The following is a 24,128-nucleotide window of genomic DNA, read 5'->3' as shown; positions in this document are numbered from 1 at the left end:
GAGGTTTCGGCGCCTTCCCTTCGAGGCGCGGCAGCCGCGCAAGCGGTCGATTGCGGGCCCACGCCTGTCGCGCGCGGCCTTTCGATGCCATATGCGCCTGCATGAGTGCTCCGTCCGCCGGTACCCCCTCCCGCTCCCCGATCAGACCTCGCTTCGTCGAGGGCTCCACGCTGCGTCACGTTGCGGTGATGACGGCGACCGGCTCGATCGGCCTCGTCGCCGTGTTCGTCGTAGACCTGCTCAACCTTTTCTACATCTCGCTGCTCGGCGAGGAGGAACTGGCGGCGGCGATCGGCTATGCCGGCACGGTGATGTTCTTCACCACCTCGGTCGCCATCGGGGTGATGATCGCCGGCTCGGCGCTGGTCTCGCGCGCCATCGGCAGCGGCCACGCGCAGGACGGGCGGCGCCTGTCGACCTCTTCCATGGTCTACATGGTGCTGGCGACGGTGCTGCTGGTCGCGGTGATGCTTCCCTTTGTCGGGCCGATGCTGGCGCTGCTCGGCGCCTCCGGCCGCACGCTGGAGCTCGCCCGCGGTTTTCTCTTCATCGTGCTGCCCTCCACGCCCCTGCTCGGCATCGGCATGGCGGCCTCGGGCGTGCTGCGCGGGGTGGGCGATGCGCGTCGCTCCATGTGGGTGACGCTGTGCGGCGGGCTCGCCACGGCGGTGCTCGACCCGCTGCTGATCCTGGCGCTGGGGCTGGGCGTCGAGGGCGCGGCGATCGCCTCGGTGATCTCGCGCGCGGTGATGACCGCCTACGGGCTCTATGCGGTGGTCCGCATCCATCATCTGGCCGAGCGCCCGCGCCTGTCCGCCTTCCTGACCGATGTCGGGCCGCTCTCGGCCATCGCCGTGCCGGCGATCCTGACCAATGTCGCGACGCCGGTCGGCAATGCCTACGTCACCTATGCACTGGCGCCGCACGGCGACGCGGCAATCGCAGCCTGGGCGGTGATCGGGCGCATCATCCCGGTCGCCTTCGGCCCGCTCTTCGCGCTCACCGGCGCCATCGGGCCGGTGGTCGGCCAGAATGTCGGCGCGCTGCGCTACGACCGGGTGCGGCAGGCGATCCGCGACAGCCTCAAGCTGATCATCTCCTATGTCGTGCTGATCTGGCTGGCCCTGGCGCTGGCGCGCCTGCCGCTCGCCGGCCTGTTCGGCCTGTCGCCGGAGGGCGAGCAGCTGGTCGCCTTCTTCTGCCTCTACGCCGCCGGCAGCTTCGTGTTCCAGGGCGCGCTGTTCACCGCCAACGCAGCCTTCAACAATCTCGGCGCGCCGCTGATGTCGACCGGCTTCAACTGGGCGCGGGCGACCATCGGCACCATTCCTCTGGTCTGGCTCGGCGGGCGCTGGTTCGGCGCCGAGGGGGTGATCGGCGGACAGGCGATCGGCTCGGTCGCGTTCGGCGTCGCGGCGCTGATCTGCGCCTTCTCGCTGGTGGCGCGGCTGCAGAGCCAGGCCCGTCCGCCCGAGCGCGGCACGCCGCTCGCCGGCGCCGAGCTGCCGCCCTTCTCGCGCGGCGAGGGTGCCTCCGCCATCGAGCAGGAGGGGCTGGGCTGAGAGGCGATCGCCTCAGATGAGGCCGGCCGCCCCCAGTATCGCGCCGCCGGCCATCAGCCAGATCGGGCTGATGCGGGTGAGCAGCAGCACCACCATGGTGACCGCGGTATAGGCGGCGGTGGCATAGCTGCGCGCCGCGCCCTCGGCGAGGATCAGGCCGCTGGCGATGATCAGGCCGACGGTGAGCGGCACCAGCGCGCCCTGCACGACGCGGCGCCAGCGGGCGGCGCGGAAGCGGTGCCAGATGCCGCCGACGACATAGGCGATGACGCAGGTCGGCCCGGTCATGGCGAGCGTCGCCACGATCGCGCCCCACACGCCCGCGACGTGCCAGCCGATCAGCGTCACCACCAGCATGTTGGGCCCGGGCGCCGCCTGGGCGATGGCGTAGTTCTGGGCGAACTGGACGTCGCTCATCCAGCCGGCCACGTCCACGACCTGCCGGTGGATTTCCGGCAGCACCACATTGGCGCCGCCGACGGCGAAGATCGAGATCGCCAGGAAGTGCAGCGCGAGCGCGACCAGCGGGTTGGAATCGTTCATCGCGGGCGTCTCTCCACCCACCAGGACAGGGCGATCGAGATCACCCCCAGCGTGAGCATGACCACCGGCAGCGACAGGCCGAGCACGGCGATGGCGATGAAGGCGGCGGCGGCGATGGCGATGGTGTGGACCCGCGGGCGGCGATAGATCGGCTCCGCCATGCGCACGCCCATGGCGAGCACCAGCCCGGCGGCGGCGGCGGCGAGGCCCGCCAGCATGTCCGACACCGCCTGCACGTCCGCATAGTGGCTGAACAGGATGCTCGCCAGCACCACGCCCGTGCCCGGCACCAGCACCAGCCCGAGAAAGGCGACTACGGAGCCGGCCGGCCCGCAGAAGCGCCCGCCCACCACGATCGCCAGGTTGATGATGTTCGGGCCGGGCAGGAACTGGGCGAGCCCGATCAGCTCGGTGAACTCGTCCGGGGTGATCCAGCGATAGCGCTCCACCAGCGCGCGCCGGGCGATCGGCAGCACGCCGCCGAAGGCGATCACGGCGACCGACAGGAACCCGACGAAAAGCTGCACCAGTCCGGGCGGCGGACTGAGCGGCTCGATGGGCGATGGCGACTTGTTCATGGGGGCGATCACGGGAGGGAGTGCGTGCCTATTAGACGAATCGCGCGCGGCAGGTAACGCCCGTCTGCATTCAATTTACATTGCACGATCGTGCGGCAGGGCGCCGCCTTCCGTCCGCGAATGAGAACGGATAGGGTACGAACATGGATCAGGCGCTCGCTTCCCTCTCCATCGTCATGCCGCTCGACGGACGCCAGTCCGAGACCGCCCGCGCGATCCAGCGCGGCGCGCTGCGCTATCTCGCGGCGCGCGGGCTGGTCGGCGTGCCCGAGTTCTCGCTCGCCTCGGGACGGCGCGCCGACATCGCCGCCATCGACGGGCGCGGCGAGGTGTGGGTGGTGGAGATCAAGTCGTCGGTGACCGATTTCCGCACCGACCGCAAATGGGCCGACTACCGCCTGCATTGCGACCGGCTGTTCTTCGCCGTCGGGCCGGACTTTCCGGTCGAGATCCTGCCCGAGGATGCCGGCGTCATGGTCGCGGATCAGTTCGGTGCCGGGCTGGTGCGCGAGGCGCCCCGCCACCCCATGCCCGGGGTGACGCGGCGCGCCGTGACGCTGCGCCTCGCGCGCACCGCGGCCGGCCGCCTGATGGGGCTGATGGACCCGGACGGCGTGCGCGGCATCGAACTCTAGGAGGGGATAACCGGCGCGCGTGCTTGCATCGCGGGCCGCGCCTCTGCCAGCGTCGTTCCATGGATGCGAGAGCGAATGACACCACGTCCGGCGAGGTGAAGCGTGCGCCCGGCGCGGGCGGCGCGACCGACCGCGTCACGCCGATGATGGCGCAGTATGTCGAGATCAAGACCGCCAATCCCGGCAGCCTGCTGTTCTACCGCATGGGCGATTTCTACGAGCTGTTCTTCGAGGACGCCGAGATCGCCTCGCGCGCGCTCGGCATCGTGCTCACCAAGCGCGGCAAGCATCTGGGCGAGGACATCCCGATGTGCGGCGTGCCGGTGGAGCGCGCCGAGGAATATCTCAACAAGCTGATCGCCTGCGGCCACCGCGTCAGCGTGTGCGAGCAGACCGAGAACCCGGCCGAGGCCAGGAAGCGCGGCCCGAAGAGCGTGGTGCGGCGCGACGTGATCCGCCTCGTCACCCCCGGCACGCTGACCGAGGACGCGCTGCTCGACGCCCGGCGCGAGAACGTGCTCGCGGCTGTGGCCCGCATGCGCGGCAGCGAGGGCGAGGACGGCTATCTCTACGCGCTCGCCTTCGCCGACATTTCCACCGGCTCGTTCCGCGTTGCCGAGACCGATGCCGGCCGGCTCGCCGCCGACCTCGCCCGCATCGAGCCGGCCGAACTCCTGGTGGCCGACGCGGTCTATGAGGAACCGCATCTGCGCCCGCTGTGGCGCGCCCTGCCGGCGGTGACGCCGCTGCCCAAGGAGAGCTTCGACGGCGCCAGCGCCGAGCGGCGGCTCGCCGGCTTCTTCGGCGTCGCCACGGTGGAGGCGTTCGGCAGCTTCACCCGCGCGGAGCTCGCCGCCTCCGCCGCCATCGTCGCCTATATCGAGCGCACCCAGCTCGGCGCCCGCCCGCCGCTGAACCGCCCGCAGCGCGAGGGCGCCGCCGACGCCATGGTCATCGACCCGGCCACGCGCGCCAATCTCGAAATCCTGCGCACCACCACCGGCGAGCGCACCGGCAGCCTGTGCGCGGCGGTGGACCGCACCGTCACCGCCGCCGGCGCGCGCCTGCTTGCCCGGCGCCTCGCCGAGCCGCTGACCGACCCCGTCCGCATCGCCGCCCGTCTCGACGCGGTGGAGCATCTTGCCGACGAGGCGGCGCTCGCCGGCGCGCTGCGCGAGCGCCTCGCCGGGGCGCCGGACCTTGCCCGCGCGCTCTCGCGCGTGGCGCTGGGCCGTTCCGGGCCGCGCGACCTCTCCGCCATCGGGCGCGGCCTGGCCGAGGGCGGCGCGATCGCCGCGCTGATCGCGGCCTCTCCCGCCCCCGCCGAGCTCGCCTCGGCCGCCCGCGCGGCGAGCGGCGTCGACCCCGCGCTCGCGCTGATGCTCGGCGCCGCGCTCGCCGACGAGCTGCCGCTCAACCGCCGCGACGGCGGCTTCGTCCGCGCGGGCTATTCGGAGGAGCTCGACGCCACCCGGGCGATGCGCGACGAGAGCCGGCGCGTGGTGGCGGCACTGGAGCGCCGCTACGCCGAGGAGACCGGCGTCAGGTCGCTCAAGATCCGGCACAATGCCGTGCTCGGCTATTTCGTCGAAGTCTCGCAGCAGAATGCCGAGCGCCTGCGCGAGGCGCCGTTCGACGCCGTGTTCGTGCATCGCCAGACCATGGCCGGGGCGATGCGCTTCACCTCGACCGAACTCGCCGAGCTGGAGGCGAAGATCGCCAGCGCCGGCGAGCGCGCGCTGGCGCTGGAGCAGGCGATCTTCGACGAGTTGGCCGCCGCGGTGCTGGAGAATGCGGAAACCATCCGCGCCTGCGCCGAGGCGCTGGCGGTGATCGACGTCGCCGCCGGCCTCGCCCGGCTGGCGGTGGACGAGGGCCATGTGCGCCCGGAGGTCGATGACGGGCGCGACTTCGCGATCGAGGGCGGGCGCCATCCGGTGGTCGAGCAGGCGCTGCGCCGTGAGCACGGCCCCTCGGGCGGGCCCTTCGTCGCCAATGACTGCGAGCTCTCCCCGCCGGAGAACGCGAAATCCGGCCGCATCTGGCTGGTGACCGGCCCCAACATGGCGGGCAAGTCGACCTTTCTGCGCCAGAACGCGCTGATCGCGATCCTCGCCCAGGCCGGCGCCTTCGTGCCCGCGCGGGCGGCGCGCATCGGGGTGGTGGACCGGCTGTTCTCGCGCGTCGGCGCAGCGGACGACCTGGCGCGCGGGCGCTCCACCTTCATGGTCGAGATGGTCGAGACCGCCGCCATCCTCAACCAGGCGACCGAGCGCTCGCTCGTCATCCTCGACGAGATCGGGCGCGGCACGGCGACCTTCGACGGCCTCTCCATCGCCTGGGCGAGCCTCGAGCACCTGCACGAGGTGAACCGCTGCCGGGGCCTGTTCGCCACCCATTTCCACGAGCTGACCGCGCTCTCCCAGCGCCTCACCCGCCTCGTCAACGCGACGGTGAAGGTGAAGGAGTGGGAGGGCGAGGTGATCTTCCTGCACGAGGTGGTGCCGGGCGCCGCCGACCGCTCCTACGGCATCCAGGTCGCCAAGCTGGCCGGCCTGCCGCCGGCCGTGGTGGCGCGGGCCAAGGCGGTGCTGAGCGAGCTGGAGGACGCCGACCGCGCCGCACCCGCCCAGCGCATCCTCGACGACCTGCCGCTGTTCGCCGCCATCAACCGCGCGCCCGTGGCCGAGGCCGCGCCGGCGCCGAAGGCCGATCCGGCCGCGCAGGTTGTGAAGGCCGCGCTGGCGGGCCTGGACCCCGACGAGATGACCCCGCGCGAGGCGCTGGAGGCGCTCTACCGGCTGAAGGCGGCCGCGAAGGGCGGGTAGGCGCGCGCCGGAACGTCCGTAGCGCTCACCCCGTCGGCCCGGCCAGACGCTCGGGCGGGCTCTCGGCGAAGCAGGTGCGCAGGTTTTCGATGAAGAAGGTGGCGAGCCGCGACAGCCGCTCCGGGCGGCAGACGGCGTAGAGCCGGATCGTCATGCGCGGGGCGAAGCGCAGGCGCTTGACCTGCGGGTATTCGCGCCAGTCCTGCATGTCGCTCGGCAGCAGCGCCACGCCGACCCCCGCCTGCACCAGCGACATGGCGACGGTGGGATGGTTCGCCTCCACCCCGACATGGAACGGCACGCCCGCCTCCTCGAAGGCGGCGGCGACGCCCACCGCCCAGGGCAGGTTGAAGTTGAACGAGATCAGCCGCTCCCCGGCGATGTCGCGCGGGGTGATCTCGTCGCGCCGCGCCAGCGGCGAGGTGACGGGCACGGCGCAGATGACGTCGAGCCCCGTGAGGTCGATCGCCTGCAGCGAAGCGTCCGGGATCGGGCCGTAGAGCACGCCGAGGTCGACCTGATTGCGCGCGATGCGCGTCACGATTTCGTGCGACGAGAGGATACGCATCGAGAAGTTCACCTGCGGGCGCTCGACCAGGAAGCGGGCGATCGGCGCCAGCAGCAGCGTCGTGGTGATGCCGGGCGTCGCGGCCACCTGCAGCCGCCCGGTATGGCCGCGCTGCAGGTCCTGCACCGCGCGCTGCATCTGCTCGACCGTGTCGAAGATGCTCTCCGACAGCGCGAACAGGTCCTCCGCCTCGCGGGTGGGATGGAGCTTGCCGCCGCGGCGGGTGAACAGCGGCATGCCGATCAGGTCTTCGGCGTGCTGGAGGATCTTGCTCGCGGCCGGCTGCGACAGGCCGAGGAACTTGGCCGCGCCCGTCACCGTGCCGGTGCGCATGATGGCCCAGAACACCTCCATCTGCCGAATGTTCATGCCGCTCACGGACCGCGCGCTCCCCGTTCCGACGGTTGCCCGATGCCACCCATTCCTCAGGTTATGGGCGGCGTCGGATTTGGAATTGGACGGCAGCGAAAGTCGAGTGTTTTTCGGGGGTGCCGCGTTATTCGCGATGATCCCCCTTGCAGCCGGTCCAGTTCCTTGCACGCTCCTTATACAGCCCGCACGCCCTTCCTCACGCTGTTTCCCGCGATCATGCTGCCGATGTTCCTCGCGATCATCGACCAGACCATCGTGGCGACCGCGCTGCCGACCATCGGCCAGGAATTCGGTAGCGTCGGGCGGCTGTCCTGGATCATGGTGTCCTACCTCGTCGCCATCACCATCTCGGCGCCGGTGTTCGGCGTGCTGGGCGACAGCTTCGGAAGGCGGCGCCTGCTGCTGATCGCCCTGTTTCTGGTCGCGGTGTTCTCACTGATGTGCGCCATGGCCACCAGCGTCGAGATGCTGGTGATCGGCCGCTTCGCGCAGGGGCTGGGCGGGGGCGGGCTGATGACGCTGTCGCACGCGCTGATCGGCGAATCCGTGCCCCCGCGCGAGCGCGGCCACTACCAGAGCTACACCGCCTCGATCGCCGTGACGGCGAGCACGCTCGGGCCGGTGATCGGCGGCATCCTCGCCGAATATCTCGGCTGGCAGTCGGTGTTCCTCATCAACCTGCCGATCGCCGCGGTCGCGGCGATGCTGGTCTGGCGCCTGCCCTCGCCGCCGCTGATGCCGGAAGACTTCCGCTTCGACTATCCGGGCGTGATGCTGTTCTCGCTGCTCGTCACCTTCGCGCTGGTGGCGCTCGAGCAGCTCCAGAACCCGGCCGACCTCTCGGTCCCGACCTTCAGCGCGCTGGTCGCGGCCGTGCTGGTGCTGTTGCCGATGCTCATCTGGCGCGAGCGCCGCGCCCTGCTGCCGCTGCTGCCGCTGAACCTGCTGCGGAGCCCGGCGATCTGGCGCAGCGACACGCTCGCCTTCATGCACGGCGCCTGCATCGTGTCGCTGCTCACCTTCGTGCCGATCTATCTGTGCGTGGTGCACGGCGTCTCGGCCGGGCAGGCCGGCCTCATCATGCTGCCGATGACGGCGGGCGTCGGCATGGGCTCGATCCTTACCGGCCGGCTGGTGAGCAAGACCGGCCGCACCGCGATCTTCCCCACCGTGGGGCTGACGGCCGCCGCGCTGAGCCTGATGGGCTTCGCCTGGCACTCGCCCGACATGTCGACCACCGCGGCCTCGATCTCGCTGGGCGTGACCTCGTTCTTCATGGGCAGCGTGATGGCGGTGGTGCAGATCACCGTGCAATGGGCGGCGGGTCCCGAGCGGCTGGGCCGCGCCGCCGCCTCGGTGCAGCTCTCGCGCTCGCTCGGCGCCGCCTTCGGCACGGCGCTGGTCGGCACGCTGATCTTCATGATGATCAATCTGGCGCACAGCGACGCCTCGCGCATGCTGAGCGACCTGCTGCGCGCCGATCCGGCGACGCTGGCCGCGGTCACGCCGGCGATCCGGCACGACATCGCGGTCGCCTTCCGCGCCGGCTTCATGATGATCGGCGCCATTGCCCTGTGCGCCGTGGCGCTGGCCTCGACGCTGCCGCTGCGCCGCCTCTAGGCGGAAAACCCCGAGCCGCGACCGGGAACGCAAAACCGGGAACGCATGACCCGGAAACGCATGACCCGGAAACGCAAATGGCCGGGCAAGCCCGGCCATCGCGTCGTCATCGGGTTCTGGCGAGGCGCGTCCTTGCGGGCGGGCCTCGCGTGGTCGCGTCTTACGCCTGGCTGGCGGCCTGCGTGCGCAACGCGGCCTGGGCCGCGGCGAGCCGGGCGATCGGCACCCGGAACGGCGAGCACGAGACGTAGTCGAGCCCGACCTCCTCGCAGAAGGCGACCGAGGCGGGGTCGCCGCCATGCTCGCCGCAGATGCCGAGCTTCAGCTTCGGGCGCACCGAGCGGCCGCGGTCGGTGGCGATCCGCACCAGCTCGCCCACGCCCTCGGTGTCGATCGAAACGAACGGGTCGACCTCGAAGATGCCCTTGGCGACGTAGGTGCCCAGGAACGTGCCGGCGTCGTCGCGCGAGATGCCGTAGGTGGTCTGGGTCAGGTCGTTGGTGCCGTAGGAGAAGAACTCCGCGGTCTCGGCGATCTCGCCCGCCTTCAGCGCGGCGCGCGGCAGCTCGATCATGGTGCCGACCTGGTAGTTCAGCGTGGCGCCGGTCTCGGCCTCGACGAGGCGCGCGACGGTGTCGATCGACTCCTTGACGAGGTCGAACTCGCGCTTGCCGGTGATGAGCGGCACCATGATCTCCGGCACCACCGGCTTGCCGGTGGTCTTCTCCGCCGCCACCGCGGCCTCGAAGATGGCCCGCGCCTGCATCTCCGCGATCTCCGGGAAGGCGATGGCGAGGCGGCAGCCGCGGAAGCCGAGCATCGGGTTGAACTCGTCGAACTCCTTCTTGCGGGTCGCGAGCTTGGCCGGGCTCACGCCGAGACCCTCCGCCACCTCGGCGATCTCCTCGTCCGTGTGGGGGAGGAACTCGTGCAGCGGCGGGTCGAGCAAGCGGATCGTGACCGGCAGGCCGTCCATGATCTCGAACAGCTCCTGGAAGTCCGAGCGCTGGGCGGCGAGCAGCTTGGCGAGCGCGGTGCGCCGGCCCTTCTCGTCGTCTGCGAGGATCATCTCGCGCACGGCGCGGATGCGCTCGCCGTCGAAGAACATGTGCTCGGTGCGCGAGAGGCCGATGCCCTCGGCGCCGAAATTCTTCGCCGTGCGGGCGTCGAGCGGGGTCTCGGCATTGGCGCGCACCTTCAGGCGGCGCACGCCGTCGGCCCAGCCCATCAGCGTGCCGAACTCGCCCGAGAGCTCGGGCTGGAGCGTGGGCACGGCGCCGGCGATCACCTGGCCGGTGGCGCCGTCGACGGTGAGGATGTCGCCCTTCTTCAGCGTCACTCCGCCCGAGGTCAGCGTGCCGGCGGCGTAGTCGACGCGGATGGTGCCGGCGCCGCAGACGCAGGGCTTGCCCATGCCGCGCGCCACCACGGCGGCGTGCGAGGTCATGCCGCCGCGGGTGGTGAGGATGCCCTCGGCCGCGTGCATGCCGTGGATGTCCTCCGGCGAGGTCTCGATGCGCACCAGGATGACCTTGCGGCCCTGGCTCTTCAGCAACTCGGCGTCGTCGGCCGAGAACACGATCTCACCCGAGGCGGCGCCGGGCGAGGCCGGAAGGCCGGTGCCGATGATGTTCTTGTCCGCCTTCGGGTCGAGCATCGGGTGGAGGAGCTGGTCGAGCGCGGCCGGGTCGACGCGGGCGATCGCCTCCTCGCGGGTGATGACGCCGTCATTGGCGAGCTCGACCGCGATCCGCAGCGAGGCCTTGGCGGTGCGCTTGCCTGAGCGGGTCTGCAGCATCCACAGCTTGCCGCGCTCGACGGTGAATTCGAGGTCCTGCATGTCGCGATAGTGCGATTCCAGCACCCCCGCGATGCGCCGGAACTCGGTGAACACGTCCGGCAGCGCCTTCTCCATGGAGGGCTTGTCGGAGCCCGCCTCGATGCGCGCGGCCTCGGTGATGTTCTGCGGAGTGCGGATGCCCGCCACCACGTCCTCGCCCTGGGCGTTGATCAGGAACTCGCCATAGAGCGCGTTCTCGCCGGTGGACGGGTTGCGGGTGAAGGCAACGCCGGTGGCGGAAGTGTCGCCCATATTGCCGAACACCATCGCCTGCACGTTCACCGCGGTGCCCCAGCTCTCGGGAATGGTGTGGAGCCGGCGGTAGACGATGGCGCGCTGGTTCATCCAGGAGCCGAACACGGCGCCGATGGCGCCCCAGAGCTGGTCGGCCGGCTCCTGCGGGAACGGGCGGCCGAACTCGTGCGCGACAAGCGCCTTGTAGCGGACCACGATCTCCTTCCAGTCGTCGGCGGTGAGATCGGTGTCGAAGCCGTAGCCGTTCTCGGCCTTGAAGCCGTCCAGCACTTCTTCGAAATGGTGGTGCGGGAAGTCGAGCACCACGTTCGAGTACATCTGGATGAAGCGGCGGTAGCTGTCATAGGCGAAGCGCGCATCGCCGGAGGAGGCGGCCAGCGCCTCGACGGTGACGTCGTTCAGCCCGAGATTGAGCACCGTGTCCATCATGCCGGGCATGGAGGCCCGCGCGCCCGAGCGCACCGAGACCAGCAGCGGGTTCGCCGGGTCGCCGAAAGTCCGCCCGCTCAACTCGCCGACATGGGCGAGGGCGGTGTCGACCTGGGCCTTGAGGTCGTCGGGATAGGAATTGCCGTGGGCGTAGTAGTAGGTGCAGACCTCCGTCGAAATGGTAAAGCCGGGAGGAACCGGCAGACCGAGATTCGACATTTCCGCGAGGTTAGCGCCCTTCCCGCCGAGCAGGTTGCGCATATCCGCTGCACCTTCCGCAGTGCCGTCGCCGAAGGTGTAGACCCATTTCGTCATTTCGGAAGCCCTGTTGGTGTGAGGCGCCAGCCACCCCATCGCCCTGGTGGAAATTGCGATGAGGCCAAAAATTAAGCACCGACAATAGGTTCGCACGGGAGAGGACGAGCGTGCCGGACCCTTTCCCAAGGAATGGTCTAGCCCGTTGAGGGGTTTCGTTCAATCCATCATTCGCAGTGCATCATGGCCTCCTCCTTTCGCACCGGAATGTGAGCGGTGCCCGATTGCCGGCCGGTCGCGGCTGGGGCAGGTTCTGCGCGCCGGAATCATCCTCGCCGCGAAGGGGCCCCACATGATTGGCTTTCTCAACCGACTCGCACCCCACGCCCTCAGCCTGCTGCGCGTCATGTCCGCGCTGCTGGTTCTGGAGCACGGGACGACCAAGATCCTCGGCTTCCCCGTGACCCAGATGTCGGGCATCGGCCTCACCACCATGCCGGGTCTGGCGGGCATCATCGAGCTCGTCGGCGGCCTGCTGCTGCTGATCGGCCTGTTCTCGCGCGCGTCCGCCTTCATCCTTTCGGGCATGACGGCGGTGGCCTATTTCCTGGTCCATGCCCCGCAGGACTTCTTCCCGGTGGTGAACGGGGGCGAAACGGCGGCGCTCTACTGCTTCGTGTTCTTCTACCTCGTCTTCGCCGGCCCCGGCCCGTGGAGCGTCGACTGGCTCCGTGGCGCCGAGAGGGCGTGAGCCTGTGGCGGAAGAGGGATCCGCGGACGACATGCCCGGGCCGTCGGCCCGGGCATTTTCACGTTCAGGGGGTGAGGCTTTCGAGCCCGCCATGGCCGAGCAGGCCGACCACGCCGACGAAGATCAGGTAGATCGCGACGATGAAATTGAGCAGGCGCGGGATCACCAGAATGAGGATGCCCGCGATCAGCGCGACGATCGGCTGAAGGGTAATGATGTTGATGTCCATGAAAACGCTCCGAAGGGTGGCAACGCCTTAAGCGAGCGGGCCGGCGGAAGGTTCCCCCCGCGCTCATGACGTCGGCACGTTCTTCGGACGCGTTTCCCGGCGCGAGGCCCTGCGGGACGCGCCCGCTCAGCCTTCGATGCGGTCGAAATCGGCGATGGCGCGCGTGGCGGTACGGATATCCGCGAGCAGGCGCAGGCGGTTGACCCGCAGCGCCGGATCGGGCGCGTTCACGGTCACCTTGTCGAAGAAGGCGTCGACCGGCGCGCGCAGCGTCGCCATCTCGCCCATGGCGGCCTCGAAATTCTCCGCCTCCAGCGCCTTCTCGATCGGCTCGCCGACCTTGGCGATCGCTTCGGCGAGCGCGCGCTCCTCCGGCTCGTGGAGAAGCACGAGGTCGACGCCGCCGGCATAGGAGACGCCGTCCTTCTTCTCCTCAATGCGCAATATGTTGGCCGCGCGCTTGTAGCCGGCGAGCAGGGTGCGCCCGTCATCGGTGGCGAGGAAGCGGCCCAGCGCCTCGACCCGCTTGACGATCAGCAGGATGTCGTCCTGTCCGGGAAGGGCGAACACCGCGTCGACCAGATCGTGCCGCGCCCCCTGCTCGCGCAGATGCACCTTCAGCCGGTCGGCGAAGAAGATGAGAAGCTCCGGCTCGACGATCTCGGCGAGCCGCAGCCGCAGCCCGTTCTCCAGCACGAGGCGCACCACGCCCAGCGCCGCGCGGCGCAGCGCATAGGGGTCCTTGGAGCCGGTCGGCTTCTCGTCGATGGACCAGAAGCCCACCAGCGTGTCGAGCTTGTCGGCGAGCGCCACCGCCACCGAGACCGGGGCGGTCGGCACGCGGTCGCTCGGCCCCTGCGGCTTGTAGTGCTCCTCGGCCGCCAGCGCGATTTCCTCCGGCAGGCCCTCGAGGCGGGCATAGTACTTGCCCATCAGCCCCTGCACCTCGGGGAACTCGCCGACCACTTCCGTGCGCAGGTCGCTCTTGGCGTAGAGCGCCGCCTCGCGCGCCAGCTTCGCGTCCGCGCCGACGAGGGGGGCGAGCGTCTCGGCCAGAGCGGCGATGCGCTCGATGCGCTCGAACTGCGAGCCGAGCTTCTCGTGGAAGGTGACGTTGGCGAACTTCTCCAGCCGCTCGGCGAGCGGCACCGTCGCGTTGGTCCGGCGGTCCGTGTCCCAGAAGAACTTGGCGTCCGACAGCCGGGCGCGGATGACGCGCTCATTGCCGGCGATGATCGCCTTGCCGCCGTCACTGGCCTTCAGGTTCGAGACCAGGATGAAGCGGTTGGCGAGCCGCCCGCTGGCCGGGTCCTTCAGCACGAAGCATTTCTGGTTGGCGCGGATGGTGGCGCGGATCACCTCGTCCGGCACGTCGAGGAAGCTCTCGTCGAAGGTGCCCATCAGCACCACCGGCCATTCGACGAGGCCGCAGATCTCGTCCAGCAGGCCGGCGTCCTCGACCAGCTCCAGCCCCTGCGCGAGCGCGAGGTCCTTGGCGTCGGCGAGGATGATGTCCTTGCGCCGCTCGCGGTCGGCGACCACGAAGGCGGTCTCGAGCTTCGCCATCCAGTCCTCGAGCCGGCGCACGCGGATCGCGCCGGGGGCGAGGAAGCGGTGGCCCTGGGTGACGGCGCCCGAGGCGATGCCGTCGACCTCGAACGGGACCACCTCCGGCTCCTCGGTCTCGGGCCCGAAGGTGCACAGGATCGACTGCAGCGGGCGCACCCAGCGCAGGCTGCCCGAGCCCCAGCGCATCGATTTCGGCCAGGGGAAGGAGCGGATGATGGCGGGCACGATCTCGGCCACCACCTCGGGCGTCGGCCGGCCGGGCCGGTGGATGCGGGCGAGGTAGAAGTCGCCCTTCTTCGGGTCGCTCTCGACGATCGCCTGCTCGATCGATTCCAACCCCGCCGCCTTCAGGAAGCCCTGGATCGCGCCCTCGGGCGCGCCCACGCGCGGGCCCTTGCGCTCCTCGTGGCTGTCGGGCTGCCCGGCGGGCAGGCCGTGCACGGCGAGGGCGAGGCGGCGCGGGGTGACGAAGGCCTTGGCGCCCTCATAGACGAGCCCGCGCTCGACCAGCGCGTCGGTGACGAGCTTGCGCAGGGTCTCCGCCGCGTCGGCCTGCATGCGGGCCGGGATTTCCTCGCTGAAGAGTTCGAGCAGTAGATCGGGCATGGAACGGTTCGATGCGCTGGCGGGTGGGCGGGCGCCCGCCCCGGAGGAATGTCGCCGGACGCCCTAGCACGGGACGGCGCGCGACGGGAGTGCGGATTTGCCTCGCGCTCAGCCCAGCGGCCGGCCGCGGGTTTCCTTGAGCGTCAGCGCGGCGACGAACGACACCGCCGAGATGGCCATGAGGTAAAGCGCCGGCCCCATGTCGAGCTGCTCGCGATTGACGAGGTAGACCGCGACCATCGGCGCGGTGCCGCCGGCGAGGCCGAGCGCCACGTTGTAGCTGAGCGAGAGCGCGCTGCAGCGCGTGGCCGGGCGGAACATCTCCACCAGCACGCAGGGGATCGGCCCGGCGAAGGAGGCGATGAGAACGGCGAAGCCGAGCTGGCCGATCAGCGCCTCCTCGGCATTGCCGGCGCTGAGCAGGCGGAACAGCGGCCAAGAGAACACCACCATGCCGGCGAGCCCGGCGCAGATCACCGGCTTGCGCCCGACGCGGTCGGTCAGGGCGGCGAACACCGGCGCCAGCACCAGCACCACGATCATCGAGATGGTGTTGATCTGCAGCGAGAGCCGGTCGGGCAGGCCGTCCACCTGCTGCATGTAGGTGGTGAGGTAGACGAACAGCATGTAGAAGCCGGCGCCGAGCGTGAGGTTCAGCGCCACCGCGCGCAGCATGCTGGCCCCATCCGTGCGCAGCGCGACGAGCAGCGGCAGCTCGCGCATCGCGGCATGGCCCGGGCCTGGCCTCGGCGGCTCGTGGGCCTCGGCGTCGATGGCGGTGCGGCGCAGATAGAGCGTGAAGCCGCCGAGCACGATGCCGAGCAGGAACGGAATCCGCCAGCCCCAGGCGAGCAGGGCGTCGCTCGACATCATCATCGCCGTGACCGCCCCGACCATCGAGCCGAGCAGCGTGCCGCCCGAGGCGCCGCAGCCGGCGAAGGAGGTGAGCAGGCCGCGCCGGCCGGGACGCGCGTTCTCGGCGAGGAAGATGGCGGAAGTGGTGTACTCGCCGCCGATCGACAGCCCCTGCAGCAGGCGCAGCAGCAAAAGCAGCACCGGCGCCAGCACGCCGATGGTGGCGAAGGTCGGCAGGAGGCCGATCGCCACCGTCGAGCAGGTCATCATCGCCGCCGAGATCAGCAGCGCCTGCCGCCGGCCGTAGCGGTCGCCGACATGGCCGAACACCACGCCGCCGATCGGGCGCATCAGGAACGAGGCGGCGAAGATGCCGAAGGCGGAGATCAGCCCGACGAAGGCGTCGCTTTCGGGGAAGAAGTTCTTCGCGAAGATGGCGGCGAGGAAGCCGTAGGCGGCGAAGTCGTACCATTCGAGCGCATTGCCCAGCGCGCCGGCGACGAGCGTCGCCGGGCTCACGCCGCCTTCGGAAGGACGGGTAACGCGGTAGGATGGCTGGTCGAGGCTCGTCACGGACACGGCGAAGCTTCCATGAGGCGCGGTGGAGGGAAGGCGGGTGGATCAGGCGGCGGGGGCGCCGCCGGCATCGGTGGCGAGCCAGGCCGCCCCACAGGCCTTGGCGAGCTCGCGTACGCGCAGGATGTAGCTCTGGCGCTCGGTCACCGAGATGACGCCGCGCGCGTCCAGCAGGTTGAACACGTGGCTCGCCTTGATGCACTGGTCATAGGCGGGCTGGGCCATGAGATGGCGGCTGCGGTCGGCGCTCCAGCCGGCCTCGAGATATTTCGCCGCCGCGCTTTCGGCCATGCGGAACTGCTCGAACAGCATGTCGGTGTCGGCGAACTCGAAATTGTGCCGGGAATATTCCTGCTCGGCCTGCAGGAACACGTCGCCATAGGTGACCTTCTCGTCGCCCTCGCGGCCGTTGAAGTTGAGGTCGTAGACGTTCTCGACCCCCTGCACATACATGGCGAGGCGCTCCAGCCCGTAGGTCAGCTCGCCCGAGACCGGGGTGCATTCGAAGCCGGCGACCTGCTGGAAATAGGTGAACTGGGAGACCTCCATGCCGTCGCACCAGCATTCCCAGCCCAGCCCCCAGGCGCCGAGCGTCGGGCTTTCCCAGTCGTCCTCGACGAAGCGCACGTCGTGCAGGTTGAGGTCGATGCCGATCGCCTCCAGCGAGGCGAGGTAGAGGTCCTGGAGGTTGGCCGGGGAGGGCTTCAGGATCACTTGATACTGGTAATAGTGCTGCAGCCGGTTGGGATTCTCGCCGTAGCGCCCGTCCTTGGGCCGGCGCGAGGGCTGCACATAGGCGGCCTTCCAGTGCTTCGGGCCCAGCGCGCGCAGCGTGGTCGCGGGATGGAAGGTGCCGGCGCCGACTTCCATGTCGTAGGGCTGGAGCACCGCGCAGCCCTTGTCCGCCCAGAAGGCATGGAGCGCGAGGATGAGCCCCTGGAACGACTTGTCGGGGCGCATGTGCGGCGGCAGGGCGGGATCGATCATTGGAGAGGCCGGCAGTTGGCGGGAAAGGGGCGCAACCTAGGCTGGCCCGCGCGTGCGATCAAGCGCGGCGGGCACCCTTTCGGCCGGTTCCCGAACCGGGCAAATCCGACTAAACAGGGGGCATGGCCGATTTGCCCGGCGCCGCGCCGACCTCCAATGCCGCCGACTGGACCGTCTCCGAGCTTTCCGGGGCGCTCAAGCGCACCGTGGAGGACGCGTTCGGCCATGTGCGCGTGCGCGGCGAGATTTCCGGCTATCGCGGGCCGCACTCCTCCGGCCACGCCTATTTCAGCCTGAAGGACACCAGCGCCCGGCTCGACGCCGTGGTGTGGCGCGGCGCCTTCCAGCGCCTGCGGCTCAAGCCCGAGGAAGGGCTGGAGGTGGTGGCCATCGGGCGCATCACCACCTTCCCCGGCAAGTCCTCCTACCAGATCGTCATCGAGCAGCTCGAATTCGCCGGTGCCGGCGCCATCATGGCAATGCTGGAGGAGCGGAAGCAGCGCCTCGCCGCCGAGGGCCTGTTCGCCGCCGAGCGCAAGCGCCGCCCGCCCTTCCTGCCGCGCGTGGTGGGCGTCGTCACCTCGCCGACCGGGGCGGTGATCCGCGACATCCTGCACCGCCTGTCCGACCGCTTCCCGCGTCACGTGCTGGTATGGCCGGTGCGGGTGCAGGGCGACACCTGCGGGTCGGAGGTGGCCGCGGCCATACGCGGCTTCAACGCGCTGGAGCCCGGCGGCCCCGTGCCGCGCCCGGACGTGCTGATCGTCGCGCGCGGCGGAGGTTCGCTGGAGGACCTGCTCGGCTTCTCCGACGAACAGGTGGTGCGCGCGGCGGCGGAGAGCGCCATTCCGCTGATTTCCGCCGTCGGCCACGAGACCGACGTGACGCTGATCGACTTCGCCTCGGACCTCCGCGCCCCGACCCCGACCGCCGCCGCCGAGATGGTGGTGCCGGTGCGCGGCGAGCTCGTCGCCGAGGTGGAGGGCCTGCATGCGCGGCTCGGCGGCGCGCTCGCGCGGGGCGCGGAATACCGGCGCGCCGAGCTGCGCGCGCTCGCCCGCCTGCTGCCGAGCGCCGACGCGCTGCTCGCCGTCCCGCGCCAGCGCCTCGACGTCGCCGGCCAGCGTCTGCCGCGTGCGCTGAAGGCCAATGCGAGCGCGCACCGCCTTCGCCTCGCCCGCGCCGAGGGCGGGCTGGCGCCGCAGCGCCTGTCGGTGCTGGTCGAGCGCCGGCGCGAGCGCTTCGAGCTGATCCGCGGGCGGCTTGCGAGCGCCCTGCGCGCCAATGAGAACGCCCATCGCGAGCGCATCGCCCGCGGGCGCGAGCGGCTGATGAGCGTGCATGCGCGCCTCGCCCCCTGCCTCGTCCGGGGCAACGAGGAGCGCGCGCGCCGGCTCCGCGCGCTCGAGCAGCTCATGCAGGCGCTTTCCTACAAGGGCGTGTTGGCGCGCGGCTATGCGCTGGTGCGCGATGCCTCGGGCGCGCCGGTGCATGCGGCGCGCGAGGTGGTCGCCGGGCAGGGGCTGGAGATCGAGTTCCGCGACGGCACGGTGGCCGCGGTCGCGGCGGGAGCCGGAGACGTTCCGCCCGCCGCGCCGCCAGCGCGCGGGGCCGGGCGGGGGACGCGCAAGTCCAGTCGGGGCTTGCCGAAGGAGCCCGCGCAACCCACCTTGTTCGAGACCTGACGCGCCCGGTCCGGGCGCATCGCCGGCCGATGCCGGCGGCCCGACTTGCGGCCGGGGTCCCCGTTTCATTATGTTGTCCCGCCGCCACAGGAGGGCGCCGCCATGCGCCGCCACGCACGATGAACCGCTTCGAACGATTTTCCGCCTCCGGCGAGGCCGAGGTCCGCTATCTCGACGGCGACTTCCGCGTCGTGCGTCCGGGTACCTATGTGCGCTGCGCGGTGACCGGCCAGCCGATCCCGCTCGACGAGCTGCGCTATTGGAGCGTCGACCTGCAGGAAGCCTACGCCACCCCCGAGGCTGTGCTCGCCCGCCTCTATCCCGAGCGCGTGCGCGCGCGCTGAACGCGCGTCAGGCGATCGCGCCGGCCAGCATCCGGTCGAGCGCCTTGGCGCTGTGCGGCTCCAGTGCGAGACGGACCGGGAGCACCTCGGAGGCTTCGAGCAGTCCCTCCCCCGCCTCGCTTCCGGCAAGGCGCACCGCGTCTTTCTCCGTGGTGACGAGGAGCAGGTCCTCCTCCTCCGCCTGCTGGCGCAGCTCGGCCGCCTCCGCCGCCGTGAAGACGTGGTGGTCGGGAAATTCCCGCGTCACCACGGGCAGCACGCCGAGGCTCTTCAGCGTCTCGAAGAACTTTCCCGGCCGGCCGATCCCCGCATAGGCCAGCACCCGCCGGCCGAACAGCCGCGCCACCGCCTGCGCCTCCGGCGCGAGCCGTCCGCGCAGCACGACGAGGCCGGCCGCGTAGCCTTCTCGCGCGACGCGCTCGCCCGGCGCGCCCTCGCCCAGCACCAGCAGCGCCTGCGCGCGCGCGAGTTGCGGGCCGAGCGGCGCGCGCAGCGGCCCGGCCGGCACGCACAGCCCGTTGCCCACCCCCACCCCGGCATCGACGACGAGGATCGACAGCGACTTGGCGAGCGCCGGATTCTGGAACCCGTCGTCCATCAGCAGGATATCGGCGCTGTCCTGCACCGCGGTCAGAGCGCCGGCGATCCGGTCGCGGGCGACATAGGTCGGGGCGGCGCGTGCCAGCAGCAGCGGCTCGTCGCCGACATCCTCAGCGTGGTGATGGGCGGGGTCGACCTGCACCGGCCCGTGCTCGCGCCCGCCATAGCCGCGGGTGAGGATCGCCGGGCGCCGCCCCTGCCGCGCGAGGCGGCGGGCGAGATGGATCGCGGTCGGGGTCTTGCCGGCGCCGCCGACGGTCGGGTTGCCGATGCAGACCACGGGAAGCCCGACCGAGGCGCCGGTCCCGCGCATCCGGGCCAGCGTCAGGGCCCCGAGCACGGTGCCGAGCGGGGAGAGCAGCTTCGCCATCGTGCTGCGCTCGCGTCGCCACCAGAAGTCGGGCGCCTGCATGGTCGCTAATGCCTCTCCAGCCTTATCTGCACCAGATAGGGGTCGATGGCCGCGAGCGTGCGCTCCAGCGCGCCGCCGAAGCTCGCGACCGTCGTCTTGCCGGCCTCGATCATACGCTGGCGCACCGCCCGTTCCGCCAGCAGGGTGAAGGCGGTGGCGGCGAGCGAGCGCGCGTCGGTGACCGGCGCGGCGCCGCGGCTGGCGTCGAGCGCGCCGTAGAGATCGCTGAAATTGGTGACGTGCGGGCCGTGCAGGATGGCGGTGTCGAGCTTGATCGGCTCGATCGGGTTCTGCCCGCCCTTGCGCACCAGCGAGCCGCCGAGCAGCGCCACCGGGCCGAGCCGGTAGAACAGGCCGAGCTCGCCGATCGTGTCGGCGACATAGATCGCGGTGCCGCGATCGGGCAGGTAGCCGTCCGAGCGCAGCACGGCGGGGCAGCCGGCCTCGCTCGCGAGCGCGATCACCGACAGGCCGCGCTCGGGATGGCGCGGGGCGATGATGGTGAGCAGGTTCGGCCGCTCCTTGGCGAGGCGCTTATGGGCCTCGATCACGATCTCCTCCTCGCCCGGATGGGTGGAGGCGGCGACCAGCACCTCGCGCCCCGCCGAGGCGGCGCGCAGCGTGTCGAAGGCGGCGAGGTCGACGGGGGGCGGGGGCGAATCGAACTTGAGGTTGCCGGTCACCGCCACCCGCGGCGCGCCGAGCTGCGTCAGCCGCTCGCCATCGTCCGGCCCCTGGGCGAGGCACAGGTCGACCCGGCCGAGCAGCGCCTTCACGCTGGTCGAGATGCGCTGCCAGCTGGCGAAGGATCTCGGCGACATGCGCGCGTTCACCAGCACCAGCGGCACGCGGCGCGCATTCACCTCGATCAGGATGTTGGGCCAGAGCTCGGATTCGACCAGCAGCACCAGGTCCGGGCGCCAGTGCTTGAGGAAGCGGCGCAGGAACAGCGGCGAATCGAGCGGCACGAACTGGTGCACGATGTCGGGCGGCAGCCGGCTCGCGGCGAGCTTGGCCGAGGTGAGCGTGCCGGAGGTGAGCAGCACGTTGAAGCCGCGCGCGCGCAGCCGGTCCATCAGCGGCAGCACCGCCAGCATCTCGCCGACGCTCGCCCCGTGCAGCCACACCAGCGGTCCCTTCGGCCGCGGCGCGCTGGCATGGCCGTAGCGCTCGCGCAGCCGCGCCGGGTCTTCCTTGCCGCGCTTCAGCCGGCGCGCCAGCAGCAGGCGCACGAAGGGCGGCGCCAGCCAGGTGCCGAGCCGGTAGAGGCGGATGAGGAAGGTGGAGCGCGGTCTAGCCATGCATGCTAGCCCTGCGTGTTTCCATCGGCGATGGCGGAAGGATGGGGAAGCTGCGGGGCCCCCCGGCCCACCAGTTCCTCGGCGCGGGCGGTCGCGACCTCGAGCTGGCGCTGCACCTCGCGCCGCGCGGCCTCCATCTCCTGTGCGTCGGCATCGGCGGGCACGCGCACGCCGTCGCCCGCGACCACCGCCGCCCGGCCGAACGGCAGGTGGATCGCCGCCCGGTCCCAGGAGCGGGCGAGGATGCGGTTCGAGGTGGCGATGGCGACCGGATAGATCGGCCGGCCGGAATGCTTGGCGATGGTCACCACGCCGAGCCCGGCATGGCGCGCGATCTTCGGCACGTCCGCGGTCATGGCGACGTTCGTGCCTTCCGACAGGTGGCGGATCATCTCCAGCGTCGCGTTGAAGCCGCCCTTGGTGCGGAAGTCGCGCCCCTGCGCACCGGAACCGCGCACGGTGCCGATGCCGAGCGCCTCGGCGGCGATGGCGTTCACGTCGGCGTCGGCGCTGCGCGAGATCATGACCCGTGCCTTGTGGTGGGGCTTTACCAGGAACGGGGTGAGGAAGTGCTGCCCATGCCAGAAGGTCAGGATCATCGGCAGCTGCACTTCGGCGAGATCGTACAGATCCGCCGGTTCCATCACCACGCGCTGGGTCCGCCAGACGAAACGCAGATACGATGCCATGCCGCGACCGAGCGCGGTGCGCACCGCCTGCGACGTACGCAACTTACGCCACATGGACCCGGGCCGGGCTCAGCGGCTGCCGGTGCTGGTCTCGGGATCCAGCAGGCGGTGGAGATGGACGATGAAGTAGCGCATATGCGCGTTGTCCACGGTCTGCTGCGCCTTCGCCTTCCAGGCGGTATGGGCGGTCGCGTAGTTCGGATAGATGCCCACGATGTCGAGCGAGTCGAGATCCTTGAAGGTCACGCCGCTGATGTCCTCGAGTTCGCCGCCGAAGACGAGATGGAGAAGCTGGGGGCTGTTCATGTTCCCGGTCGATTCCCGTTATATAGCGATCCTGCGAACCCGCCTCAGCGCGCCCCGCCCGTCAGGGAGGGATGCAGCCGCAGGCCGGCCGAAACCAGCGCTCCATGACGAGGCACGGGCGCGTTATAGGCCAGGGCGAGGCCGTCGAGTGTTGTCAGGCGTCCGCCTGCTTCGTGCACCAAAAGGTCGGCGGCGGCAAGGTCCCAGTCATTGCCATTGGGCGACGCAAATGCCGCATCCAGCTCGCCGGTGGCGACACGTGCGATGCGCAGCGCCAGCGAACGGATGCGCGGGACGCGGTGGAACGTGTCGTGCCCGTTTATGTGACTCTGCCACTGCGCCGGCCCGTCGACCGTCGCGCCGGCGGCGAAGTTGCGCTCGGAGACGCGGATCGGCAGGCCGTTGCGGGTCGCCCCGCCGCCCTGGACCGCGACGAACAGCTCCTCGGTCGCGGGGGCGAACAGCGCGCCGGCGATCGGGCGCCCGTCCTCCACCAGCGCCGCCTCCACGCACCAGTCGAGCCCGCCGGACATGTAGGAGCGGGTGCCGTCGATCGGGTCGACGATCCACACCCGGCGCCGCGACAGGCGGGAGGGCTCGTCCACCGTCTCCTCCGACAGCCAGCCATAGTCCGGGCCGAGCAAGCTGAGCCGCTCGCGCAGCATCACGTCGACGGCGAGGTCCGCCTCGGTGACGGGGGAATCATTGTGCTTCGACCACGATTTCACGCCGGTGCGGAACATGGCGAGCGCCACCGCCCCGGCGGCGACGACGGAGTCGGCGAGGTGGCGGGCGGCGATGGCCGGGTCGGCGAGAGGGTCGTGATGTCGCGTCGGGAGCGGACCCTCGGGTGCTCCGCCCGGCGCCTCTGTCGGGGGTTGGTTCATCATGGGGGATTAGGCGGTCGCTGCCGCTCTGGCAAGCCGTATGTCGGGTCCGGACCCGCTCAAATCAAGCTTTCGCGACAAGGTTTCATCAAGCATGCGCCGGAAATCCGCCCGCGAAGAAACGGTCAACCATGTCGATTAAGCCGTCTGCGACCGGGGCGGGTCTAGCTTTGCCGCAACACCGGGCCGCGAGAGCCCGAAAGGACGGCGGGGTTGCATGATGAACTGCCAGCTCAAGTCGGAGGCGCTGCCTCCCATCACGGCCTATCCCCATGTGGCGCTGGACCTGCCGGCCGGCGCCGAGGGCTGGCCGGTGACGTTCCAGTCGATCGACCCGTGCGCGGATGGCGGGGTGCGGCTCGTCGAGCTGCACCGCGACCATCTGGTGCTGCGCCGGCGCATGGCCGGCATTCCGATGAGGCTGCGGATCGACATGGCTGCCTATGAGGGGCTGGCCGTGGCGCTGCTCGATCCCGATGGCGAAGGCGAGGGCGTCGCGGTGGTGCTGCTGCATCCCGATCCCGCGCTGTCGGTGACGCTCTACAGCGCGCCGCACATCGACGACGTGGTCGCCGAATGGCGGCGCTGGAGCGCCGAACTCGGCCGGCCCATGCTGGTGACCGAGGCCGACGGCTCGCGCTCGCCCGCCTACCCCATGCTCGGCCGCCTCACGGTCGCCGGGGTGCTGGCGCGCCGGCGCCGGCGCGGGGCGCTGAAGGACCGCCGGCCGAGCGTGTTCCGCCGCCGCGCGGCCGGGCGCCCGCTCGCCCGCTGCGCCGGCGGGCCGGATGTCTCCGGCACCTGAGATGAGGCGCATCCGCGCCCGAAAAGCCGCGACGCTTCCTG

The 24,128-nt window shown here is 70.8% G+C and carries 21 protein-coding genes; 8 read left to right on the top strand and 13 right to left on the bottom strand.

Going from position 1 to position 24,128, the window contains the following annotated elements:
* Positions 1-188: 188 nt before the first annotated feature.
* On the top strand, positions 189-1,562 hold the full coding sequence (locus tag NVS89_RS07405; RefSeq protein ID WP_258731961.1) for an MATE family efflux transporter: 1,374 nt from the start codon (positions 189-191) through the stop codon (positions 1,560-1,562).
* A 12-nt stretch (positions 1,563-1,574) separates the two neighbouring features.
* Here NVS89_RS07405 and NVS89_RS07400 read toward each other — a convergent pair whose 3' ends face one another.
* Together NVS89_RS07400 and NVS89_RS07395 are read right to left on the bottom strand one after the other, a co-directional pair.
* Complete coding sequence (locus NVS89_RS07400; protein ID WP_258731959.1) at positions 1,575-2,105, bottom strand: chromate transporter; 531 nt, start codon at positions 2,103-2,105, stop codon at positions 1,575-1,577.
* Positions 2,102-2,683 (bottom strand): chromate transporter, encoded by a 582-nt coding sequence (locus NVS89_RS07395; protein ID WP_258731958.1) that lies wholly within the window; start codon positions 2,681-2,683, stop codon positions 2,102-2,104. The genes NVS89_RS07400 and NVS89_RS07395 overlap by 4 nt, the downstream gene beginning before the upstream one ends.
* A gap of 143 nt (positions 2,684-2,826) precedes the next feature.
* Here NVS89_RS07395 and NVS89_RS07390 point away from each other — a divergent pair, with 143 nt between their 5' ends.
* Both NVS89_RS07390 and mutS read left to right on the top strand, forming a co-directional pair.
* Entirely contained in the window at positions 2,827-3,318 is a 492-nt protein-coding gene (locus tag NVS89_RS07390) for an MmcB family DNA repair protein (RefSeq protein WP_258731956.1), read from the top strand.
* Between the two features lie 59 nt (positions 3,319-3,377).
* Positions 3,378-6,146, top strand: coding sequence for a DNA mismatch repair protein MutS (gene mutS / locus NVS89_RS07385; protein WP_374114535.1), 2,769 nt, complete (start codon positions 3,378-3,380; stop codon positions 6,144-6,146).
* Between the two features lie 25 nt (positions 6,147-6,171).
* Here mutS and NVS89_RS07380 read toward each other — a convergent pair whose 3' ends face one another.
* Positions 6,172-7,083, bottom strand: a complete 912-nt coding sequence (locus NVS89_RS07380; protein WP_258731955.1) for a LysR family transcriptional regulator — start codon at positions 7,081-7,083, stop codon at positions 6,172-6,174.
* A gap of 165 nt (positions 7,084-7,248) precedes the next feature.
* On the opposite strand from NVS89_RS07380, the gene NVS89_RS07375 reads away from it, so the two are divergent.
* Complete coding sequence (locus tag NVS89_RS07375) at positions 7,249-8,706, top strand: MFS transporter (protein WP_258731954.1); 1,458 nt, start codon at positions 7,249-7,251, stop codon at positions 8,704-8,706.
* A gap of 160 nt (positions 8,707-8,866) precedes the next feature.
* Here NVS89_RS07375 and ppdK read toward each other — a convergent pair whose 3' ends face one another.
* Positions 8,867-11,545: a pyruvate, phosphate dikinase gene (gene ppdK / locus NVS89_RS07370; protein ID WP_258731953.1), complete on the bottom strand. Its 2,679-nt coding sequence runs from the start codon at positions 11,543-11,545 to the stop codon at positions 8,867-8,869.
* A gap of 292 nt (positions 11,546-11,837) precedes the next feature.
* Here ppdK and NVS89_RS07365 point away from each other — a divergent pair, with 292 nt between their 5' ends.
* Entirely contained in the window at positions 11,838-12,236 is a 399-nt protein-coding gene (locus NVS89_RS07365; protein WP_258731952.1) for a DoxX family protein, read from the top strand.
* 64 nt (positions 12,237-12,300) lie between these two features.
* Here the strand turns inward: NVS89_RS07365 and NVS89_RS07360 are convergent, their stop codons facing one another.
* The 4 genes from NVS89_RS07360 to NVS89_RS07345 form a co-directional block, all read right to left on the bottom strand.
* Positions 12,301-12,465 (bottom strand): DUF3096 domain-containing protein, encoded by a 165-nt coding sequence (locus NVS89_RS07360; RefSeq protein ID WP_258731951.1) that lies wholly within the window; start codon positions 12,463-12,465, stop codon positions 12,301-12,303.
* Between the two features lie 126 nt (positions 12,466-12,591).
* Positions 12,592-14,640, bottom strand: a complete 2,049-nt coding sequence (glyS, locus tag NVS89_RS07355) for a glycine--tRNA ligase subunit beta (protein ID WP_258731950.1) — start codon at positions 14,638-14,640, stop codon at positions 12,592-12,594.
* Between the two features lie 108 nt (positions 14,641-14,748).
* Positions 14,749-16,074, bottom strand: a complete 1,326-nt coding sequence (locus NVS89_RS07350) for an MFS transporter (RefSeq protein WP_258731949.1) — start codon at positions 16,072-16,074, stop codon at positions 14,749-14,751.
* 42 nt (positions 16,075-16,116) lie between these two features.
* The gene (locus tag NVS89_RS07345) at positions 16,117-17,058 is read right to left on the bottom strand and encodes a glycine--tRNA ligase subunit alpha (RefSeq protein ID WP_258731948.1); all 942 of its coding nucleotides are present in this window, start codon (positions 17,056-17,058) and stop codon (positions 16,117-16,119) included.
* Positions 17,059-17,180: 122 nt separating this feature from the next.
* Between NVS89_RS07345 and xseA the strand changes: the two genes are divergently transcribed.
* Entirely contained in the window at positions 17,181-18,743 is a 1,563-nt protein-coding gene (gene xseA, locus NVS89_RS07340; protein WP_258731947.1) for an exodeoxyribonuclease VII large subunit, read from the top strand.
* A gap of 119 nt (positions 18,744-18,862) precedes the next feature.
* Positions 18,863-19,087: a DUF2093 domain-containing protein gene (locus NVS89_RS07335; RefSeq protein ID WP_258731946.1), complete on the top strand. Its 225-nt coding sequence runs from the start codon at positions 18,863-18,865 to the stop codon at positions 19,085-19,087.
* A gap of 7 nt (positions 19,088-19,094) precedes the next feature.
* Here NVS89_RS07335 and lpxK read toward each other — a convergent pair whose 3' ends face one another.
* Genes lpxK through NVS89_RS07310 form a run of 5 tightly spaced genes read right to left on the bottom strand, consistent with a single transcriptional unit; the run spans position 19,095 to position 23,285 of the window.
* On the bottom strand, positions 19,095-20,099 hold the full coding sequence (lpxK, locus tag NVS89_RS07330) for a tetraacyldisaccharide 4'-kinase (RefSeq protein ID WP_258731945.1): 1,005 nt from the start codon (positions 20,097-20,099) through the stop codon (positions 19,095-19,097).
* Positions 20,100-20,104: 5 nt separating this feature from the next.
* Positions 20,105-21,400 (bottom strand): 3-deoxy-D-manno-octulosonic acid transferase, encoded by a 1,296-nt coding sequence (locus NVS89_RS07325; RefSeq protein WP_258731944.1) that lies wholly within the window; start codon positions 21,398-21,400, stop codon positions 20,105-20,107.
* A 5-nt stretch (positions 21,401-21,405) separates the two neighbouring features.
* Positions 21,406-22,143 (bottom strand): lysophospholipid acyltransferase family protein, encoded by a 738-nt coding sequence (locus tag NVS89_RS07320; protein ID WP_258731943.1) that lies wholly within the window; start codon positions 22,141-22,143, stop codon positions 21,406-21,408.
* 15 nt (positions 22,144-22,158) lie between these two features.
* Entirely contained in the window at positions 22,159-22,395 is a 237-nt protein-coding gene (locus NVS89_RS07315; RefSeq protein WP_258731942.1) for a DUF4170 domain-containing protein, read from the bottom strand.
* Positions 22,396-22,439: 44 nt separating this feature from the next.
* Positions 22,440-23,285 (bottom strand): 3'(2'),5'-bisphosphate nucleotidase CysQ, encoded by an 846-nt coding sequence (locus NVS89_RS07310; RefSeq protein WP_258731941.1) that lies wholly within the window; start codon positions 23,283-23,285, stop codon positions 22,440-22,442.
* Between the two features lie 214 nt (positions 23,286-23,499).
* Here NVS89_RS07310 and NVS89_RS07305 point away from each other — a divergent pair, with 214 nt between their 5' ends.
* Positions 23,500-24,087 (top strand): DUF6101 family protein, encoded by a 588-nt coding sequence (locus tag NVS89_RS07305; protein WP_258731940.1) that lies wholly within the window; start codon positions 23,500-23,502, stop codon positions 24,085-24,087.
* Positions 24,088-24,128 lie beyond the last annotated feature (41 nt).

The sequence above is a fragment of the Ancylobacter mangrovi genome, from assembly GCF_024752355.1.
GTDB lineage: Bacteria > Pseudomonadota > Alphaproteobacteria > Rhizobiales > Xanthobacteraceae > Ancylobacter > Ancylobacter mangrovi.
This window is presented reverse-complemented; position numbering and strand designations above follow the sequence as displayed.

What these genes read in the sequence shown, in the direction of transcription:
- NVS89_RS07315 (WP_258731942.1), bottom strand. Translation starts at nt 22,395, where the DNA reads ATGAACAGCCCCCAGCTTCTCCATCTCGTCTTCGGCGGCGAACTCGAG.
- NVS89_RS07305 (WP_258731940.1), top strand. Translation starts at nt 23,500, where the DNA reads ATGATGAACTGCCAGCTCAAGTCGGAGGCGCTGCCTCCCATCACGGCC.
- NVS89_RS07395 (WP_258731958.1), bottom strand. Translation starts at nt 2,683, where the DNA reads ATGAACAAGTCGCCATCGCCCATCGAGCCGCTCAGTCCGCCGCCCGGA.
- NVS89_RS07405 (WP_258731961.1), top strand. Translation starts at nt 189, where the DNA reads ATGACGGCGACCGGCTCGATCGGCCTCGTCGCCGTGTTCGTCGTAGAC.
- NVS89_RS07335 (WP_258731946.1), top strand. Translation starts at nt 18,863, where the DNA reads ATGAACCGCTTCGAACGATTTTCCGCCTCCGGCGAGGCCGAGGTCCGC.
- lpxK (WP_258731945.1), bottom strand. Translation starts at nt 20,099, where the DNA reads ATGCAGGCGCCCGACTTCTGGTGGCGACGCGAGCGCAGCACGATGGCG.
- xseA (WP_258731947.1), top strand. Translation starts at nt 17,181, where the DNA reads ATGGCCGATTTGCCCGGCGCCGCGCCGACCTCCAATGCCGCCGACTGG.
- NVS89_RS07345 (WP_258731948.1), bottom strand. Translation starts at nt 17,058, where the DNA reads ATGATCGATCCCGCCCTGCCGCCGCACATGCGCCCCGACAAGTCGTTC.
- NVS89_RS07365 (WP_258731952.1), top strand. Translation starts at nt 11,838, where the DNA reads ATGATTGGCTTTCTCAACCGACTCGCACCCCACGCCCTCAGCCTGCTG.
- ppdK (WP_258731953.1), bottom strand. Translation starts at nt 11,545, where the DNA reads ATGACGAAATGGGTCTACACCTTCGGCGACGGCACTGCGGAAGGTGCA.
- NVS89_RS07380 (WP_258731955.1), bottom strand. Translation starts at nt 7,083, where the DNA reads ATGAACATTCGGCAGATGGAGGTGTTCTGGGCCATCATGCGCACCGGC.
- mutS (WP_374114535.1), top strand. Translation starts at nt 3,378, where the DNA reads ATGGATGCGAGAGCGAATGACACCACGTCCGGCGAGGTGAAGCGTGCG.
- NVS89_RS07320 (WP_258731943.1), bottom strand. Translation starts at nt 22,143, where the DNA reads ATGTGGCGTAAGTTGCGTACGTCGCAGGCGGTGCGCACCGCGCTCGGT.
- NVS89_RS07310 (WP_258731941.1), bottom strand. Translation starts at nt 23,285, where the DNA reads ATGATGAACCAACCCCCGACAGAGGCGCCGGGCGGAGCACCCGAGGGT.
- NVS89_RS07325 (WP_258731944.1), bottom strand. Translation starts at nt 21,400, where the DNA reads ATGGCTAGACCGCGCTCCACCTTCCTCATCCGCCTCTACCGGCTCGGC.
- NVS89_RS07400 (WP_258731959.1), bottom strand. Translation starts at nt 2,105, where the DNA reads ATGAACGATTCCAACCCGCTGGTCGCGCTCGCGCTGCACTTCCTGGCG.
- glyS (WP_258731950.1), bottom strand. Translation starts at nt 14,640, where the DNA reads ATGCCCGATCTACTGCTCGAACTCTTCAGCGAGGAAATCCCGGCCCGC.
- NVS89_RS07360 (WP_258731951.1), bottom strand. Translation starts at nt 12,465, where the DNA reads ATGGACATCAACATCATTACCCTTCAGCCGATCGTCGCGCTGATCGCG.
- NVS89_RS07390 (WP_258731956.1), top strand. Translation starts at nt 2,827, where the DNA reads ATGGATCAGGCGCTCGCTTCCCTCTCCATCGTCATGCCGCTCGACGGA.